This is a genomic window from Streptomyces sp. B3I8, from assembly GCF_030816915.1.
Lineage (GTDB): Bacteria > Actinomycetota > Actinomycetes > Streptomycetales > Streptomycetaceae > Streptomyces.
In genome coordinates this window covers 6,877,904-6,893,917 of sequence record NZ_JAUSYN010000002.1, presented here as the reverse complement: position 1 = coordinate 6,893,917, position 16,014 = coordinate 6,877,904, and the positions used below count along the sequence as shown (strand labels likewise).

Sequence of the window (16,014 nt, the reverse complement as noted above, 5' to 3'; positions counted from 1 at the left end):
ACGCGCCTCACCTCGCCCCCGCCCGGCCGTCGCGCGTGGCGGGCGGAAGAAGTCGGTCCGCGCTCGTGTTGAATCGTGACACCTACGAGGAAAGGAGACGTATGCCTCTCGAGGGCGAGTACGAACCCAGTCCCAGCCCGATGGTGCGTGAACAGGTCGAGTTGTACGAGAGCTCCGGCGGCACCGAGGGCACGGTCCACGCGGAGACGGGCCTGCCCGTCGTCATCCTGACCACCCGCGGCGCCCGAAGCGGGAAGATCCGCAAGACCCCGCTGATGCGCGTGGAGCACGAGGGCCGCTACGCCGTGGTCGCCTCCCGGGGCGGCGCCCCCCAACACCCCGTCTGGTACCACAACGTGGTGGCGGACCCCCGCGTGGCACTGCAGGACGGCCCGGTCCTGCAGGACATGACGGCACGTGAGGTCACCGGCGAGGAGAAGGCCGTGTGGTGGGAGCGCGCGGTCGCCGCGTACCCCCCGTACGCCGATTACCAGAAGAAGACCGACCGGGAGATCCCGGTGTTCGTGCTGGAGCGCACCGAGGGGCGCTGACCCCGGCGGACGGCGGCGCACCGCCCGGGTCCGGGCCCGCAGGACAGGCCCCTACGCCCCCCGGCGGAGCGCCGCCATCTGGTGTTCGAGGGGGTCGAGCCCCACGTCCCCACGGCGCTCGTCGACCGTCTCGGGGCAGCGCACCGGATACGGCCGCAGCGTCACGGGGTTGACGCGGGTGCCATAGAACTGCGGTTCGCCCCGGGCCACCGCGCAGTGGTCGGCGATGAAGGCGAGGTGCACGGCGGGGCAGTGGCCGTCGGCGGCGGCCTCCGCGATCAGGTCGCGGCAGCGGAGCTGGAACGGCAGGTCGGGGGCGTGCAGCAGGATCATCAGGGCCGCGGTCGAGGCGGGTTCGCCGACCAGTGGCCCGGTGGGCCAGCCGTGCCGGTGGACGATGGTCCTCAGGGCCTCGGTGTTGTCGGCGCGGCAGCGGGCGAGGCGGTGCCGGGCGAGGGCACCGGGGTCGCTCCGTGCCCGCCGCATCAGCTCCCGCTCGTCCGCCGCGCGGCGCAGGAGCTCGCGCCCCGCGGCCGACGTCGCCGCCGGGAGCGCCCAGACCTCCGCACTGGTCACGGCGTCACCTCACCGGTCATGGCGTGACCTCCGACGGGGCCGGGTTCGCGAGGGTGAACCAGACGCGCTTGCCGGGCTTGCCCGGCTCGGCCGGGGCGACGCCCCACGCGTCGGCGAGCACGCTCACGATGGCCAGTCCCCGCCCGGACTCCGCCCCGCCGTCCACCGTGCGCAGCAGCGGCGGCACGGGCGAGGGGTCGGCGACCATGACGCGTACGGCGCCCCGGATCAGTTCCATCGTGAGGGTGACGGTGTCGTAGGCACGAATACCCGTGTGGGTGACGGCGTTGGCGAAGAGTTCGTCCGTGGCGAGGACCACGGAGTCGCACAGTTCCTCGGGCAGGCCGAGCCGGGAAAGGTGGTCGGTCACCCTGCGTCGCACCAGCGCGGCACGCGAGGCGTGGGCGGGGACGGTGAACCGCAGCGGGCTGTCGCCGGGCGGATGCGGGCGCGCGGGCGCCATGGGCTTCGCGCGGAACGGCGCGGCCGGGCCATGCTCCTCGGCGGGGTCCGTGTCCGGCACGGCCGAGGGCGGCCAGGGGCGCCGGGTCCCGGGCTCGCCTCTCGTCCCGCCGCCGTCGGGCGCGCCGCGCGGTGCGTCCTCGTGCGGTGCGCCCGCGCGCGGCGCGAGTAAGGCACGGGTGCGGTCGGCCGCTCCCGGCGCGGGGGCCGGCTTTTCGCCGGTACCCGCGGAGGTCCGGCCCGAGCTCCTCGGTTGTCCGTCGGTCACGGTGGCCATCCAGGTCTCGCCTCACGGTCGCGTGCGCCGCGCCCGTGTCCGACGGCACGTCAGAACCGTCTCGCACGGGCGCTGTCGACCTCTCCGCCCACGGAGTGTGCGGCAGGTCACCCGGTCACTATGGTGGCGTACCAGCTCAGTACGCAACCTGCGTTCTGATAATTTCAGATCTATCCGCATCACCCTGTCCGTCCTCCCCCGCCGCGTGCCACACTGCACGCGGTGACGGCCGTTCCGGGGAGGCAGGCGTGAGTGACAACCGCCCCGCCGGCAGCGCGCCCACCGTCCTGCGGATGGTCCTCGGCAAGCGGCTGCGGCAGCTGCGCCAGCAGGCCGGGGTCTCCTTCGAGGAAGCGGCACGGGCCATCGAGGTCACGTCGCTGACGGTCCGCCGGATGGAGAAGGCCGAGGTCGGGCTCCGCATCCCTTACGTCAAGGAGCTGCTGCGCACCTACAGGGTCCCGGCGAAGGAGATCGAGGACTTCGTCACCATGGCGAGGGAGGCCAACAAGCCCGGCTGGTGGTACGGATACCGCGATGTACTGCCGGACTGGTTCAAGGCCTACGTCAGCCTGGAGAGTGAAGCCAGCGTCATCCGCGTGTACGAGCCCCACTACGTACCCGGCCTGTTGCAGACGCGCGACTACGCCACCGCGCTGCTGCGCGTCGGTTTCCCCAACGAGTCCGAGGAGGGGATCGCCCGCCGCGTCGACCTGCGCGTCAGACGCCAGGACCTGCTCGACATGCCGAAGTCGCCGATCCTGTGGGCGATCCTGGACGAGACGGTGCTGCGCCGCCCGGTCGGCGGGGCGGACGTGATGCGCGCGCAACTGGACCGGCTGAACGAGGAGCTGGACCGGCCCAGGGTCCGCATCCAGATCATGCGGTTCGGAGTGGGCGCCCACCCGGGCGCCTTCGGACCCTTCCACCATTTCCGTTTCGGGTTCTCCGAACTGCCCGACGTCGTCTACACGGAGAGCCTCGCCGGCGCCTCGTACGTGGACCGGCCCTCCGACGTCGTCAGCTATCTCGAGGTACTGGACCGGATGGCCGTGCAGGCCGAGCCGGTCCGCCGCACCAGGAGCATCCTGGCCGAACTGCGTAAGGAGTTGTGATCATGGCAACCGAGGGTTCCGTCTACAGCGGCATGCCGGCCGGCGAGTTGGGCACCGAGGGCTGGGAGAAGCCCTGGAGCGGTACGAACGGCGGAAGTTGCGTCGAGGCCAAGCGACTGCCCGACGGCAGTGTCGCCTTCCGCCAGTCCAAGGACCCGGAGGGGCCCGCGCTGGTCTACTCCCGGGAGGAGATGATCGCCTTCCTCGACGGCGCCAAGTCCGGCCGGGCCGACTTCCTGGTCGCATAGGGGCCGGCCGTCCACGACGCGGGCGGGCGGGGCACCGGGAGGGTTCCGGCCCCGCCCCCCTCTCTCTCTCACCGGGTCAACACCGCTTTACAGCAATGGTGTTGACGGTAGGTTGAGAGGCATACCCGTGACGCACGGCAGGAGACCCCCCATGACGGACGGCCCGATCCCCGACTCGGAAGCCTGGTCCAAGATCGACACCACGGTGCCGCACTCGGCCCGCATCTGGAACTACTGGATGGGCGGCAAGGACAACTACGAGGTCGACCGGATCGCGGGCGACGCCTACCGGGAGACCGCGCCGAACATCGAGACGATGGCCCGCGCCTCCCGGCAGTACCTGATCCGCACGGTGACCTTCGTGGCCGGCGAACTCGGCGTCCGCCAGTTCCTCGACATCGGCACCGGCCTGCCGACGTACGACAACACCCACCAGGTGGCGCAGCGCATAGCTCCGGAGTCCCGGATCGTCTACGTCGACAATGACCCGCTGGTGCTGCGGCACGCCCAGGCCCTGCTCACCAGCACGCCCGAGGGCGTCACCGACTACATCGACGCGGACCTGCGCGATCCGGAGCGGATTCTGGAGCGGGCGGGCAAGATACTCGACTTCGACAAGCCGGTCGCGCTGATGCTCATGGGCATCCTGGGGCACATCCAGGACTACGAGGAGGCCAAGTCGATCGCGCGCCGGCTGCAGGAGGCGCTCTGCCCCGGCAGCTACTTCGTGCACTACGACAGCACCGACACGGACGCGGCACTTCAGGAGGCGCAGCAGGGGTACGACGACACCGGGGCGGTGCCGTACGTGCTGCGCAGCCCCGAGCAGGTCGCCGCGTTCCACGAGGGCCTGGAACTGCTGGAGCCGGGGATCGTCTCGTGCCCCCTGTGGCGGCCGGAGCCGGGGGCCGCGGCGGAGCCCACGGATGTCTACGGGGGGGTCGCCCTCAAACGGGGGTGAGCCCTTCCGCGCGCCCCTGGACGGGCACGGGTGTGCAATGGAGTGGATGGGGTCCTGTCTGTTGACGGAGGTCGTGATGTCCGCTCCGCCCCGGGTGCTGCACGCCCTTTCCCCGGAGCACCGCGCCCTTCTGCTGTCCGTGGCACGGGAGGTCGTGTTCGCCGAGGACACCAGGATCTTCGACGCCGGTGGGGTCGCCGACCGGTTCTGGGTGCTGCGCTCCGGTACGGTCTCGCTCTTCCAGCAGGTCGTCGCCGAGCGGCGCATCTCCGTGGCCACGCTCGGCCCCGGCGACCTGCTGGGCTGGTCCTGGCTGTTCCCGCCGCACCGGTGGGACTTCGGCGCCGAGGCGTTCAGTCCGGTGCGGGCCTACGAGTTCGACGCTTCGACGGTGGCCGCTCTCGGGGAGCGGAACGCCGCGCTGGAACTGGCCCTGACCCGCACGGTCGGGACCATCCTCGCCCACCGGCTGGAGATGACCCGGACCGCGTTGATCGAGCGCTACGCCCGTCCCGGTGGCCGGCCGGACTGACCGTCGCCCGCCACCCGCCACCCGCCGCGGCACCCGGCCGTACCCGGTGGTTCCGGCCGTACCCGGTCCGGAAATATTCTTCCGCTGTTTCCACCGGCGCGCGCATGGCGCGGTCCGGACCGGGCACGCGTAGGTCAGGCCCCGCCGCGCTCCCCCGTCGCGGCGGGGCTTTCGGCCGCCCGCTCCCGGCGGCGCTCCTCGGCGACCGTGGCCGCGTCCGTCACGTCGAGATAGATCCGGCCGGCCGCCTCGGGGACCGCCCCGGCGATCTCGCGCTTGATGCGGACGGCCACCTCCTCGACCCGCTCGCTGTCCATGCCGGGCATCAGGTCGACGCGGGCCGCCACCAGGGTCGAGTCGGGGCCCATCTGCATGGTCAGCAGCGACTCCACGCTGTCGATCTCGGGCTGCCCGGCCAGCAGGTCCCTGATCCGGTCGCTCTGCTCAGGGTCGGCGGCCTGCCCGATCAACTGCTCGCGGGCCTCGCGGCCGAGCCGGTAGGCGACGTACACCAGCAGGGCACCGATGGCGAGGGAGGCCGACGCCTCGTACGCCACCTGGCCGGTGACCATGTGCAGCGCCATGCCGATCATCGCGAGGGTCACGCCGAGCACGGCGGTGCCGTCCTCGGCGACGACCGTGCGCAGCGCCGGGTCCTTCAGCTTCTCCCTGCTGAAGCCGCCCTCCTTGCGCACCTGGTGCACGGCCCGCAACAGCGAGGCGCCTTCGAACAGCAGGGCGAGTGCGAGGACGATCAGGCCGATCACATAGCCCCGGGTGGTCTCGTCCGCCCCGTCCCGCAGCGCCTCGTAGCCCTGGAAGAAGGAGAAGCAGCCGCCCATGACGAAGATGCCGACGGCGGCCAGCAGCGACCAGAAGAACCGCTCCTTGCCGTAGCCGAAGGGGTGTTCCCGGTCGGCGGGGCGGCGGCTGCGGCGCAGCGCGGCCAGGAGGAAGACCTCGTTCAGTGTGTCGGCGACGGAGTGCGCGGCCTCCGACAGCAGGGCGGGCGAGTGCGCCAGCAGTCCGCCGACGGCCTTGGCCGCCGCGATCAGCAGATTGGCGGCGAGTGCCACCCAGACGGTGATCCGTGTCCTACGGTCCGAGGATGTCCCTGTCACGGTGGCCGACTGCCCGTGCGCGGGCGTCTCACACCGGGGCGCCGGGCGGGAATCGGACGGCGCCGACGAGGGCACCCGTATCCGGACACCGTCGCGGACGGGCCCGACGGGCGCGCGCCGCAGGAGGGAGCAGGCCATGGGCGAGGGCGAGAGCGAGAGCGAGGGCAACCGCACGTACGGGCACAAACCGTTCAAGCGGTCCCGCAGTCACTTCGCGGACCGGATCACGGCCGACGGGCGGGACGGATGGCCGGTGGAGGCGGGCCGTTACCGCCTGGTGGTCAGCCGCGCCTGCCCGTGGGCGAGCCGTGCCCTGGTCTCGCGCCGGCTGCTGGGACTGGAGGGCGCCCTGTCGCTGGCGGTCGCCGATCCCGTCCAGGACGACCGGAGCTGGCGGTTCACCCTGGACCCGGACGGCCGCGACCCGGTGCTGGGCATCCGCTACCTGGCGGAGGCGTACGAGGCCCGTGAGGCCGGTCATCCGGGCGGCGTCAGCGTCCCGGCGGTGGTGGACGTGCCCAGCGGGAAGCTGGTCACCAACGACTACCAGCAGCTCACCCTGGATCTCGCCACCGAGTGGACGGCCCTGCACCGTCCCGGCGCCCCGGACCTGTACCCGCGGGCCCTGCGCGCGGAGGTCGACGAGGTGATGGAGGGCGTCTACCGGGACGTGAACAACGGCGTGTACCGTGCGGGCTTCGCCACCTGCCAGGAGGAGTACGAGGAGGCGTGCGCGGGGGTGTTCCGTCGCCTGGAGCGGCTTGCCGAGCGGCTGGCGGGGCAGCGGTACCTCGTCGGGGACACGATCACCGAGGCGGACATCCGGCTGTTCACCACTCTGGTCCGTTTCGATGCCGTCTACCACGGTCACTTCAAGTGCAACCGCTGGAAACTGGCCGAGAACGCGGTGCTGTGGGCGTACGCGCGGGATCTGTTCCAGACCCCCGGGTTCGGCGACACGGTCGACTTCGACCACATCAAACGGCACTACTACCAGGTGCACACCGGTATCAACCCGACCGGAATCGTTCCGCTCGGCCCGGACCTGGACGGCTGGCTCGCCCCGCACGGTCGCGAACGGCTGGGCGGCCGCCCGTTCGGCGACGGCACGCCTCCCGGGCCGGTGCCCGCAGGCGAGGAGGTGCCGGCGGTGTCGGCCTGAGCCACCCCGTTTTCCCGATCAAGGAGAGGTACATGGCGAAAAAGAAGAAGCAGTTGTCGCTCGCCTACAAGCCCGTCGGCTTCGCGCTCGGCTGGGTGAGCGGTGCGCTGGCCGGGAAGGCGTTCCAGATCGCCTGGAAGGCCATCCGGAACGAGGACGACGCGCCCGACGCGCTGGACAAGGACCGCGGCTGGGGCGAGGTCCTGCTCGCCGCGGCGGTCCAGGGCGCCATCTTCGCGGTGGTGCGCAGCGCGGCGGACCGGGCCGGCGCGAAGGCGATCGAGCGCTCCACGGGTGTGTGGCCGACGGCGGAGAAGAGCGGCCGGGACTGACGTACGGCGGGCACGGCACGCGCGCGGGGTGGGGGGCGGTTCCGCCGGAACCGCCCCCCACCCCGTGTACGCCCGCCTCAGCCCTGCTTCGGCGCCGGGTCCGTCGTGCGGCGCAGGGTGAAGGAGTGGCCGGCCGGATCGGAATAGCCGCGCTCCTCGAACAGGCCCGACGCGTCCTTGGTCTCCAGCGGGCGTCCGCCGAGGGCGACCACCTTGCGCTCCGCCTCGTCCAGGTCGTCGACCAGGAAGTCGAGGTGGACCTGGAGGGAATTCTCCGGGCGCGGCCAACTCGGCGGGGTGGCGTTCGCGTCCCGGCGGAAGGCCAGCCGCAGCCCGTCGGCGCTGCGCACCTCGATCCGGTTCGCGCTCGCCCCGCTCTCCTCCGCGTCCAGGAACTCCTTGTAGAACGCGGCGAGTTTCTCGGGTTCGGCGCAGTCGAGGACGACGACGCCCGTCACTACCTGTCCCATGTCTCCTCCGTACGGGGTCGGGCGCGGGCTCCGTGCCGGCCGCCCTGACACGGGGCCCGCTGCCGCCGTCCGCCCTGTCTCCTGGTGCGGCTACCCCGTCCGGCAATCGTCAACTCCCTTGTTAAATGGCTGACATATGTCAATCGAACATGCTGGAATCCACTCGATCGGGGTAACTTGCAGACGGGGCAGGAGCAGGCAGAAGGAGACGTCGTCGTGCAGCAGGACCCCGCACCGCTCAGCCGGCATCTCCGCGTCCGCCGGGAAGGCGACCTCACGGTGCTCGAGTTCCGCGGTGACATCGACATCGCGGCGGCGGTCGAGCTGGAGCCGTTCCTGGACTCCGCGACGGAACGGCCGGCCCCGCACATCGTGGTCGACCTCCGCTCGGTGGACTTCTTCGACTGCTCCGGCCTGCGGCTGCTCACCCGCGCCCGGCTGCGGGTCCTGGACCGCGGCGGGCGGATCCACCTGGTGTGCACGCACCCGCTGACGCTGCGGGTGCTGCGCGTCACGGGCGTCGCCGAGGTACTGCCGCCGCGGCCCAGTCTGTCGGCCGCACTGGGCCCTGTCTGACAATGCCCGCCTGCCGGGCGGACAACGGCAATCGTCGGACAGGCCTCGGGCCGTCCGGGGACAAGGTCGGGAGGCGGCGTCCGAAGGCGACGTCCGGCCGCTCCTGACGCCGGGTGCGCCGGGGCTCCTCCCGACAACCTTCAACCGGGCGTTGTGCCGGGCGATTTGGCGGGCATCCGGCAGGAGGAGAAGGGAGGACAGTCGACATGACGACGTCCCGCAAGGAAACCTCCGCACCGCCCCCCGCACAGTCCCCCTCGCGCTCCCCCGTCCGCCGGATGCCCGGCTGGGCCAGGGCGCTGGTCGCCGTGGTCGCCGTACTCGCCGTGTTCTTCGCCGGGCTGCGGCTGGCCGTGCTGCCGGGGCTGCGGGACCTGTTCGGCGAGGAGACCCACGACCGTTCCGGCCCCGCCCTGCTGAAGTCCGTCCAGGACCTCAGCCGGTACGACGCCGCGTCGGGCAACTTCCAGGTCGTCGTGGACCTGGAGAAGGACGCGAAGTTCCTCCCGGACGCGGTCCGCGGCACGCGCACGCTGTACGTGGGCGCCGGCACCGTGGACGCCTACGTCGACCTCGGCCGCCTCGGCAAGGACGACGTGAAGGTCGACAGCGACCGCACGTCCGCGACGCTGCGGCTGCCGCACGCCGCCCTCGGCAAGCCGGCCCTCGACCCCGACCGTTCGTACGCCGTCTCCAAGCAGCGGGGCCTGTTCGACCGGCTCGGCGACCTGTTCTCCGACAACCCCAACAGCGAGCGCGCGGTGCAGAAGCTGGCGGTCAAGCACATCGGCGAGGCCGCGAAGGAGAGCGAACTGACCGGCCGCGCCGAGGACAACACCACCGCCATGCTCGACGGTCTGCTGCACTCCCTGGGCTTCGAGGACGTCAAGGTGACGTACGGGAAGTGACCGGAAGCCGGGGCACCGCGCGTCGTCAGCCGCCGAGCACCGCCGGCCACGCCGGCGCCCCCACCAGGGCCGCGCCCGCCACCAGCCACGCCACGTAGTCGCCCACATGGCCCGACTGCAGGCGCCGCACCGGGCCGGTCCATGCGTGCGGGGCGGTGACGTGCGGGCGGGTCACGGCGAGAGCGGCGAGGCCGGCCGCCAACGCCGTGGACAGCAGGCCGAGCAGCACTTCGGCGGCGGTCCGGCGGGGCGTGGTGACGACCGCCCCGCCGGACCCCGCCTCGCTCACCGCGTGCGAGACCAGCCCGGCGAAGCCCGGCACCGCGCCCGCCGCGAGGGCGGCGGCGAGCAGTACGGCGGGCACCACGACCATCGTGTCCGGCGGCCGGCCGAGCCGCCCGTGCGTCTCCGGCTCCTCCCCCGTGCCCTTGGTCTCGGCCTGCGCGGCCTCCTCCGGTCGCCGGCCGAGCCCGAGGAACACCCGTGCGGCGACCCGCAGTACGGCCCCGGCCGTCACCGCGGACACCAGCACGTACAGCACGGTGAACGGGCCGCCCGCCGCCGCCTCCGAGACCGCCTTGCCGAGCGCCGTGCCGAACGGCGGCAGCCCGGCCAGCGCCAGCCCGCCGACGGCGAACAGCACGGCGGGCACCCGCAGTTCGCGGGCCCTGCCGTGCAACTCCTTCTCGTCGACGCTGCCGTACCGGTCGAGCAGGACGCCGGCCACGGCGAACAGCGCCGCCTTCACCTTGGCGTGCCCGAGGACGTAGAGCGCGGCACCGTCGTCGCCCTCCGGGGTGAACGTGCCGATCGCGACGAGGAACACCCCGACGTGGGAGACGGTCGAGTAGGCGAGCATCCGTTTGATGTGCCGCTGGTACCAGCACAGGAAGGCGCCGCCCGCGGCGGTGAGCGTTCCGAGCACGAGCAGGGCACGCTCCAGTCCGGCCGTCGGGATGCCGCCGGGCCCGGCGAAGACCGTGCCGTAGACCCGCCCCACCCCGTAGACGCCGAGTTCGACCATGACTCCGGACAGCAGCATGCACACCGGGGTCGGGGCGACCGCGTGCGCGTCGGGCAGCCAGAAGTGGAAGGGCACGGCGGCGGCCTTGACCAGCAGCCCGGTCAGGACGAGGACGAACGCGGCGAGGGTGAGCGCGTCGGGCCCGCCGTGTGGCAGCACGCGCCGGCGACGGCACCGGGGAGCTCTCGCCCCCGTCGCCCCTACCCGTCCCGTCCCCCCGGGGGGGCTCCGACCCCGTACCCCGAAACGATCGCGTGGTTCCCCGCGCTCCTGTTCAGGGGCGCGGGGAACCGCGCGAGAAGCCCCACCCACCCGCGCGTTCGGGCCAAGGGGCGGAGCCCGTCGAAGGGATGGGAAGGGTAGGGGCGGCGGGGGCGAGGAAGAGCCGCGGCACCCACCCCGCATCAGCGACCCGACCCCGGGTAACCGCCCCGGTACACGCGGCAGTTGACCTCAGAGGGGACCGGACGGAATGACCACCATGGCCGAGCGCCTACGACACGCGACCCGTACCCGGCGGCGCACCACGAACCGACCGGCCCCCACGGAACGGCCCACCTCCACAAAACGGCCGTCCCCCGCGAAGCGGCCGGCCCCCGCCTCCCGGGACCTCACCCCCCACCCCCTGCCCCTCCCCCTCCGCATCCTCGCGATGCTCCTCGCCTTCGTCGCGATGGTGGCCTTCGCCGCCGTCCTCGCCCGCCTGACCCTCGAACCCTCCCCCGCCTCCGTCTCGCTGACGCACAGCAACCTCCACCCCGGCCGCTCCCTGCGCGCCTACGCCGAGCAGCCGGGCCTGCGCGACGCCGTCAAACAGATCGGCGGCAACGTCCTGCTGGGCGTGCCGTTCGGCGTGCTGCTCCCGGTGCTCTCCCCCGGCACCCGCCACCTGCTGCGCGTCCTGCTGGTGACCGCCCTGGTCATGCTCGCGGTGGAACTCGTGCAGGGCGCGCTGATCACCGGCCGGGCGTTCGACATCGACGACGTCATCCTGAACACCACCGGCGCGCTCATCGGCCACCTGCTGCTGGGCCGCCGCATGGGCCGCGCGGTCCACGCCCGCAGGCCCCGCCCGAAGCGGGCCGGCTGACCCCGTCCGCCGCGACGGCTACCGCGTGCGCACCGTCCACGTGAACTTGTCGCCGCCGACCCACCGGATCACGTCGGGGTCGTCGAGGTCGTGGACCGGGACACCGGTCGCCGCGGCGACCGTGAGGACGTCGATGGGGCCCAGGGCCTCGCCGACGACCTCGCCGTCGATCAGTACGATCCGGAACGGCGGCGTGCCCGGCTGGACTCCGAGCACCAGGATCCGAGGCCAGGAGATGTGGGGGCTCGCACTTTCGGTCATGTCTTCGAGGGTAGTGAGTGTTCAGCGGTCGAGCAGTTCCAGGGCGATCTCGCCGCGGCCGCAGGTGACGTGCTCGCGCGCAGCTCGGGCAGTGCGCGGGCGACCTCGCGGACGTGCTCGTGCTCGGCCTCGTCCTGCCGGGCCCGGAACTCCTCGTGGCAGAGGTACTGGCGGCGCCCGGCGTCGTCGGTGCCGACCGCCTGGAGGTGCGGTGCGCGGTCTCATGGTGCGCGCGGGGCTCAGGGCCGGCGCCAGTCGTCGGCGTCCAGGTGGGAGCCGGCCATCGGGCCCATGCGGAGCATGCCGCCGTCGGCGGCCCAGGAGGAACCGGTGACGTAGGAGGCGTCGGGGCTCGCGAGGAAGGCGATCACGGCGGCGATCTCGCGGGCGTCGCCCGGCCGGCCGAGCGGGATGCCCGGCCGGTGCACGGTGTGCGGGGCGCTGTCCTCCTGCCCGGTCATGGGGGTGGCGATCTCGCCGGGCGCCACCGCGTTGACGGTGATGCCGTGCTCGGCCAGTTCCAGCGCCATGACCTGGGTGAGAAGTCCGAGGCCGCCCTTGGCGGCGCAGTAGGGCGCGGCGCCCACACGGGGCGCGTGCTCGTGCACGGAGGTCACGTTGACGATCCGGCCGCCGTCGCCCTGCGCGATCATCCGGCGGGCGGCGCGCTGCCCGCACAGGAACGGGCCGAGCAGGTCGACCTCCAGGACCTCGCGGACGTCGTCGAACGCGAGATCGAGGAAGGGGGTGGCGGTACCGGTGCCCGCGTTGTTGACGAGGACGTCGATGCGGCCGAGGCGTCCGGCGAGCTCGTCGACGACGTCGGCGGCGTCCGGCAGCCGGGTCAGGTCCAGGCGGGCCGTCTCGGCACGGCGGCCGTGCGCGCGGACCTCCTCGGCGGTGCGCTCGGCGCCCTCCTCGTCGGTGTGCCAGGTGATGCCGACGCCGAGTCCCGCCTCGGCGAGGCGCACGGCGGTGGCGCGACCGATCCCCGAGTCCGAACCGGTGACGACGGCCACGCGGGCCGGTACGGCCGGGGACACGCCGGACGTGGTCATTCGAGACTCTCCTCTGCGTGGTACCGGCGTTGCGCGGGTGGTCCCGGGATTGCTCGCAGTACCCGGCAGGGGCAGGGGAAAACCGGGCCGGCGCCGGGTCGCTGCCGGGCCGGGCGCGGGTCCGGCGCACGTCCGGCAGGGGTGAGCGACGCGCGGCGGGGCACCCCGTGGACGAGGCACGTCAGGGCAGGCGAGGAGGCACCGATGGACCCGCTGCAGGCACTGGACCGGATCGCCTTCCTGCTGGAGCGGGACCAGGCGCCCACCTACCGCGTCCGCGCGTTCCGCACAGCGGCCGCCGTCCTGGCCCCGCTTGCCGCGGACGACATCGCCGAGCGGGCCAGGACCGGCTCCCTGGAGCGGCTCAAGGGCATCGGCCCGAAGACCGCGCAGGTGGTGCGCGAGGCGCTGGGCGGCGGCACGCCCGCCTATCTGGAGAAGCTGGAGGCCACGGCCGGCGAGCCGCTCGTGCGGGGCGGGGAGGGGCTGCGGGCCCGGCTGCGCGGCGACTGTCATCTGCACTCCGACTGGTCGGACGGCGGCAGCCCGATCGAGGAGATGGGCCGCACCGCGGCCCGGCTGGGCCACGAGTGGGCGGTCCTCACCGACCACTCCCCCCGGCTCACGGTGGCCCGGGGCCTGTCCCCGGACCGGCTGCGCGAGCAGCTCGACGTGGTCGCCGCGCTCAACGAGCGGTGGGCACCGTTCCGGCTGCTGACCGGGATCGAGTGCGACATCCTCGACGACGGCTCGCTCGACCAGGAGCCGGAGCTGCTGGAGCGGCTCGACGTGGTCGTCGTCTCGGTCCACTCCAAGCTGCGGATGGACGCGCGGGCGATGACCCGGCGGATGGTGGCCGCCGTGCGCGACCCGCACGCGGACGTGCTCGGGCACTGCACGGGGCGGCTGGTGACCGGGAAGGGGCGCCCGGAGTCTCGGTTCGACGCCGACGAGGTGTTCGCGGCGTGCGCGGAGTCCGGGACGGCGGTGGAGATCAACAGCCGGCCCGAGCGGCTGGATCCGCCGCGGCGGCTGGTGCGGCGGGCGGTGGAGGCGGGGGTGCTGTTCTCGGTGGACACGGATGCGCACGCGCCGGGGCAGTTGGACTGGCAGGTGTACGGGTGCGCCCGCGCGGAGGAGTGCGGGGTGCCGCCGGACCGCGTGGTCACGACATGGCCTGCGGCCCGGCTCCTAAAGTGGGCGGGCGGTGCCACCTGAGGACTGTTCCCGCCCCCGCCGCCCCTACCCGTTCCGTCTCCGGAGGCTCCGCCCCGGACCCCCGAAAAGATCGCGCGGTTCCCCGCGCCCCTGTCAGGGGCACTGCCCCTTGAAGGGCCGGGACGGGCAGGGGCGGCGGGGGCGGCGGGGGCGGCGGGGGCGGAAAAACTTGCCGTGCCCACCCCGGCGTGATCCGTCACCCCTCGTGGTACCTGTCCCCCCACGACAGAAAAGGAGCACCGATGGAGCGCGCCGCCGTGTTCGACGTCGACGGAACCCTCGTCGACACCAACCACCTGCACGTCACCACCTGGTGGGAGGCCTTCCGACAGGCTGGCCACCACGTGTCCATGCACGCAATCCACCGCTCCGTAGGCCTCGGCTCCACCGACCTCATCACCCACCTCCTCGGCGACAACCTGGAGGACGACGAGATCGAGGCGCTCAGCGCCGCCCACAAGGCGCTGTACGGCACGTACTTCGACCGCCTGCCCGCCTTCGAGGACGCCGGCCGTCTCCTCAAACGGCTGGACGCGGCCGGCTGGGCCGTCGTCCTCGCCACCTCCGCCGGCGGACGCGAACTTTCCGCCCTGCGCGCGGCGATCGACGCCGACGACGCGATCCGCGCGACGGCGAGCGCCGACGACGTGGACGCGGGCAAGCCCTCACCGGAGCCGGTCCGGCACGCGCTGGACCTCGTCGGCATCGCACCCGAGCACGCGGTGTTCGTCGGCGACACGGTGTGGGACATGCGGGCGGGCACCCGGGCCGGGGTGACCTGCGTGGGCGTCCTGTGCGGGGGCATCCCGCGGGCGTCCCTGGAGGACGCGGGGGCGGACACGGTCTACCGGGACCCTGTGCACCTGCTCACTTCGTTGGAGGAGGGCAGCGGCCCGCTCGGGCGGGCGCGGACGACGCCGGAGGAGTGACGGCGCCCTGCGCCTCGCTTGACTTCGAGCACGCTCCAATCCGTAGCGTGCTCGCATGACCACAGCACAGCACAGCATCGGATCCGGTTTCGGCGCGACGAGCACGGCGGACGACGTCCTGCGCGGCATCGACCTCACGGGCAGGCTGGCCGTCGTGACCGGCGGCTACTCCGGGCTCGGCCTGGAGACCACCCGGGCGCTGGCGAAGGCGGGCGCCCGGGTGGTCGTGCCGGCCCGGCGGCCGTCCGCCGCGGCCGAGGCGCTCACCGGGATCGACGGTGTCGAGGTCGACGCGCTCGACCTCGGCGACCTCGACAGCGTGCGCGGCTTCGCCGAACGGTTCCTGGCCACCGGCCGCACCCTCGACATCGTCATCGACAGCGCCGCCGTGATGGCCTGCCCCGAGACCCGGGTCGGACCCGGCTGGGAGGCGCAGTTCGCCACCAACCACCTGGGCCACTTCGCACTCGTCAACCGGCTGTGGCCGGCCCTGGAGCCGGGCGGCGCGCGTGTCGTCTCCGTCTCCTCCATCGGCCACCACGCCTCCCCGATCCGCTGGGCGGACCCCCACTGGCGCACCGGCTACGACAAGTGGCAGGCCTACGGCCAGGCGAAGACCGCGAACGCGCTGTTCGCCGTCCACCTCGACCGGCTCGGCCGGGAGCGCGGCGTCCGGGCGTTCTCGCTGCACCCGGGCGGCATCCTCACCCCGCTGCAGCGGCATCTGCCCAAGGAGGAGATGGTCGAGCGCGGCTGGATCGACGAGGACGGCCGGCCGCTGAACCCGGCGGGGTTCAAGAGCCCCGAGCAGGGCGCGGCCACCCAGGTGTGGGCCGCCACGTCACCGATGCTGGCCGACCGGGGCGGGGTCTACCTGGAGGACTGCGACATCGCGGAGCCGGCCCCGGCGGACGGCGCCCGCAGGGGCGTGAAGGACTGGGCGAGCGACCCGGAGCAGGCCGCCCGGCTGTGGGAGCTGTCGGCGGAGCTGACGGGCGTGGACGCGTTCGGGGGCCGCGCCGGCTCCTGAGACGGGACGGCTCCTCGACCGGACGGTACGCGGTACGGGTGAAGGGTGCCGCCCGCCGGGTACCCGGGCTGCCGGTCGCGCCGTATCGACCGGTCTTCGCCGTACCGAGAGGA

At 73.1% G+C, this 16,014-nt stretch carries 19 protein-coding genes and 1 pseudogene; 13 read left to right on the top strand and 7 right to left on the bottom strand.

Translation table 11 applies throughout. The annotated features are described in order from the left end of the window. Positions 1-101: 101 nt before the first annotated feature. Positions 102-551, top strand: a complete 450-nt coding sequence (locus tag QFZ64_RS32495) for a nitroreductase family deazaflavin-dependent oxidoreductase (protein WP_307071045.1) — start codon at positions 102-104, stop codon at positions 549-551. A 51-nt stretch (positions 552-602) separates the two neighbouring features. Here QFZ64_RS32495 and QFZ64_RS32490 read toward each other — a convergent pair whose 3' ends face one another. Further along, a complete protein-coding gene (locus QFZ64_RS32490; protein WP_307071044.1) occupies positions 603-1,127 on the bottom strand; it encodes a DUF6624 domain-containing protein in 525 nt (174 codons plus the stop codon). 16 nt (positions 1,128-1,143) lie between these two features. Further along, positions 1,144-1,650 carry an ATP-binding protein gene (locus QFZ64_RS32485; RefSeq protein WP_307071043.1) on the bottom strand — a complete coding sequence of 169 codons (507 nt, stop codon included), beginning with the start codon at positions 1,648-1,650 and terminating at the stop codon, positions 1,144-1,146. A 464-nt stretch (positions 1,651-2,114) separates the two neighbouring features. Between QFZ64_RS32485 and QFZ64_RS32480 the strand changes: the two genes are divergently transcribed. From QFZ64_RS32480 to QFZ64_RS32465, 4 genes are all read left to right on the top strand, one after another. Continuing rightward, positions 2,115-2,981, top strand: coding sequence for a helix-turn-helix transcriptional regulator (locus QFZ64_RS32480; RefSeq protein WP_307071042.1), 867 nt, complete (start codon positions 2,115-2,117; stop codon positions 2,979-2,981). Positions 2,982-2,983: 2 nt separating this feature from the next. Next, positions 2,984-3,229, top strand: a complete 246-nt coding sequence (locus tag QFZ64_RS32475; RefSeq protein ID WP_307071041.1) for a DUF397 domain-containing protein — start codon at positions 2,984-2,986, stop codon at positions 3,227-3,229. Positions 3,230-3,380: 151 nt separating this feature from the next. Then, positions 3,381-4,190, top strand: a complete 810-nt coding sequence (locus QFZ64_RS32470; protein WP_307071040.1) for an SAM-dependent methyltransferase — start codon at positions 3,381-3,383, stop codon at positions 4,188-4,190. A gap of 76 nt (positions 4,191-4,266) precedes the next feature. Then, on the top strand, positions 4,267-4,722 hold the full coding sequence (locus tag QFZ64_RS32465) for a Crp/Fnr family transcriptional regulator (RefSeq protein ID WP_307071039.1): 456 nt from the start codon (positions 4,267-4,269) through the stop codon (positions 4,720-4,722). A gap of 134 nt (positions 4,723-4,856) precedes the next feature. On the opposite strand, the gene QFZ64_RS32460 is transcribed toward QFZ64_RS32465, so the two are convergent. After that, on the bottom strand, positions 4,857-5,981 hold the full coding sequence (locus QFZ64_RS32460) for a cation diffusion facilitator family transporter (RefSeq protein ID WP_307071038.1): 1,125 nt from the start codon (positions 5,979-5,981) through the stop codon (positions 4,857-4,859). Here QFZ64_RS32460 and QFZ64_RS32455 point away from each other — a divergent pair. Then, positions 5,980-7,005: a glutathione S-transferase family protein gene (locus QFZ64_RS32455; protein ID WP_307071037.1), complete on the top strand. Its 1,026-nt coding sequence runs from the start codon at positions 5,980-5,982 to the stop codon at positions 7,003-7,005. The genes QFZ64_RS32460 and QFZ64_RS32455 overlap by 2 nt on opposite strands. A gap of 32 nt (positions 7,006-7,037) precedes the next feature. Further along, the gene (locus tag QFZ64_RS32450) at positions 7,038-7,337 is read left to right on the top strand and encodes a DUF4235 domain-containing protein (protein ID WP_307071036.1); all 300 of its coding nucleotides are present in this window, start codon (positions 7,038-7,040) and stop codon (positions 7,335-7,337) included. A gap of 77 nt (positions 7,338-7,414) precedes the next feature. Here the strand turns inward: QFZ64_RS32450 and QFZ64_RS32445 are convergent, their stop codons facing one another. Beyond that, positions 7,415-7,807, bottom strand: a complete 393-nt coding sequence (locus QFZ64_RS32445) for a VOC family protein (RefSeq protein ID WP_307071035.1) — start codon at positions 7,805-7,807, stop codon at positions 7,415-7,417. Between the two features lie 216 nt (positions 7,808-8,023). Between QFZ64_RS32445 and QFZ64_RS32440 the strand changes: the two genes are divergently transcribed. Further along, positions 8,024-8,383 carry an anti-sigma factor antagonist gene (locus tag QFZ64_RS32440; protein WP_307071034.1) on the top strand — a complete coding sequence of 120 codons (360 nt, stop codon included), beginning with the start codon at positions 8,024-8,026 and terminating at the stop codon, positions 8,381-8,383. 206 nt (positions 8,384-8,589) lie between these two features. Then, positions 8,590-9,291 (top strand): DUF4230 domain-containing protein, encoded by a 702-nt coding sequence (locus tag QFZ64_RS32435; RefSeq protein WP_373430702.1) that lies wholly within the window; start codon positions 8,590-8,592, stop codon positions 9,289-9,291. Between the two features lie 25 nt (positions 9,292-9,316). Here QFZ64_RS32435 and QFZ64_RS32430 read toward each other — a convergent pair. Further along, a pseudogene (locus tag QFZ64_RS32430) lies at positions 9,317-10,465 on the bottom strand (complex I subunit 5 family protein); the annotation flags it as partial. A 331-nt stretch (positions 10,466-10,796) separates the two neighbouring features. On the opposite strand from QFZ64_RS32430, the gene QFZ64_RS32425 reads away from it, so the two are divergent. Next, positions 10,797-11,405 carry a VanZ family protein gene (locus tag QFZ64_RS32425; protein WP_373430782.1) on the top strand — a complete coding sequence of 203 codons (609 nt, stop codon included), beginning with the start codon at positions 10,797-10,799 and terminating at the stop codon, positions 11,403-11,405. A gap of 18 nt (positions 11,406-11,423) precedes the next feature. Here the strand turns inward: QFZ64_RS32425 and QFZ64_RS32420 are convergent, their stop codons facing one another. Together QFZ64_RS32420 and QFZ64_RS32410 are read right to left on the bottom strand one after the other, a co-directional pair. After that, entirely contained in the window at positions 11,424-11,666 is a 243-nt protein-coding gene (locus QFZ64_RS32420; RefSeq protein ID WP_307071032.1) for a hypothetical protein, read from the bottom strand. Between the two features lie 239 nt (positions 11,667-11,905). Then, the gene (locus tag QFZ64_RS32410) at positions 11,906-12,724 is read right to left on the bottom strand and encodes an SDR family oxidoreductase (protein WP_307071031.1); all 819 of its coding nucleotides are present in this window, start codon (positions 12,722-12,724) and stop codon (positions 11,906-11,908) included. Between the two features lie 204 nt (positions 12,725-12,928). Here QFZ64_RS32410 and QFZ64_RS32405 point away from each other — a divergent pair, with 204 nt between their 5' ends. The 3 genes from QFZ64_RS32405 to QFZ64_RS32395 all read left to right on the top strand — a co-directional run bounded on the left by QFZ64_RS32405 (position 12,929) and on the right by QFZ64_RS32395 (position 15,901). Continuing rightward, positions 12,929-13,942 (top strand): PHP domain-containing protein, encoded by a 1,014-nt coding sequence (locus QFZ64_RS32405; protein ID WP_307071030.1) that lies wholly within the window; start codon positions 12,929-12,931, stop codon positions 13,940-13,942. A 242-nt stretch (positions 13,943-14,184) separates the two neighbouring features. Continuing rightward, complete coding sequence (locus QFZ64_RS32400) at positions 14,185-14,871, top strand: HAD family hydrolase (RefSeq protein WP_307071029.1); 687 nt, start codon at positions 14,185-14,187, stop codon at positions 14,869-14,871. A gap of 55 nt (positions 14,872-14,926) precedes the next feature. Beyond that, positions 14,927-15,901 carry an SDR family NAD(P)-dependent oxidoreductase gene (locus QFZ64_RS32395; protein ID WP_307071028.1) on the top strand — a complete coding sequence of 325 codons (975 nt, stop codon included), beginning with the start codon at positions 14,927-14,929 and terminating at the stop codon, positions 15,899-15,901. The last annotated feature ends 113 nt before the right edge of the window (positions 15,902-16,014 follow it).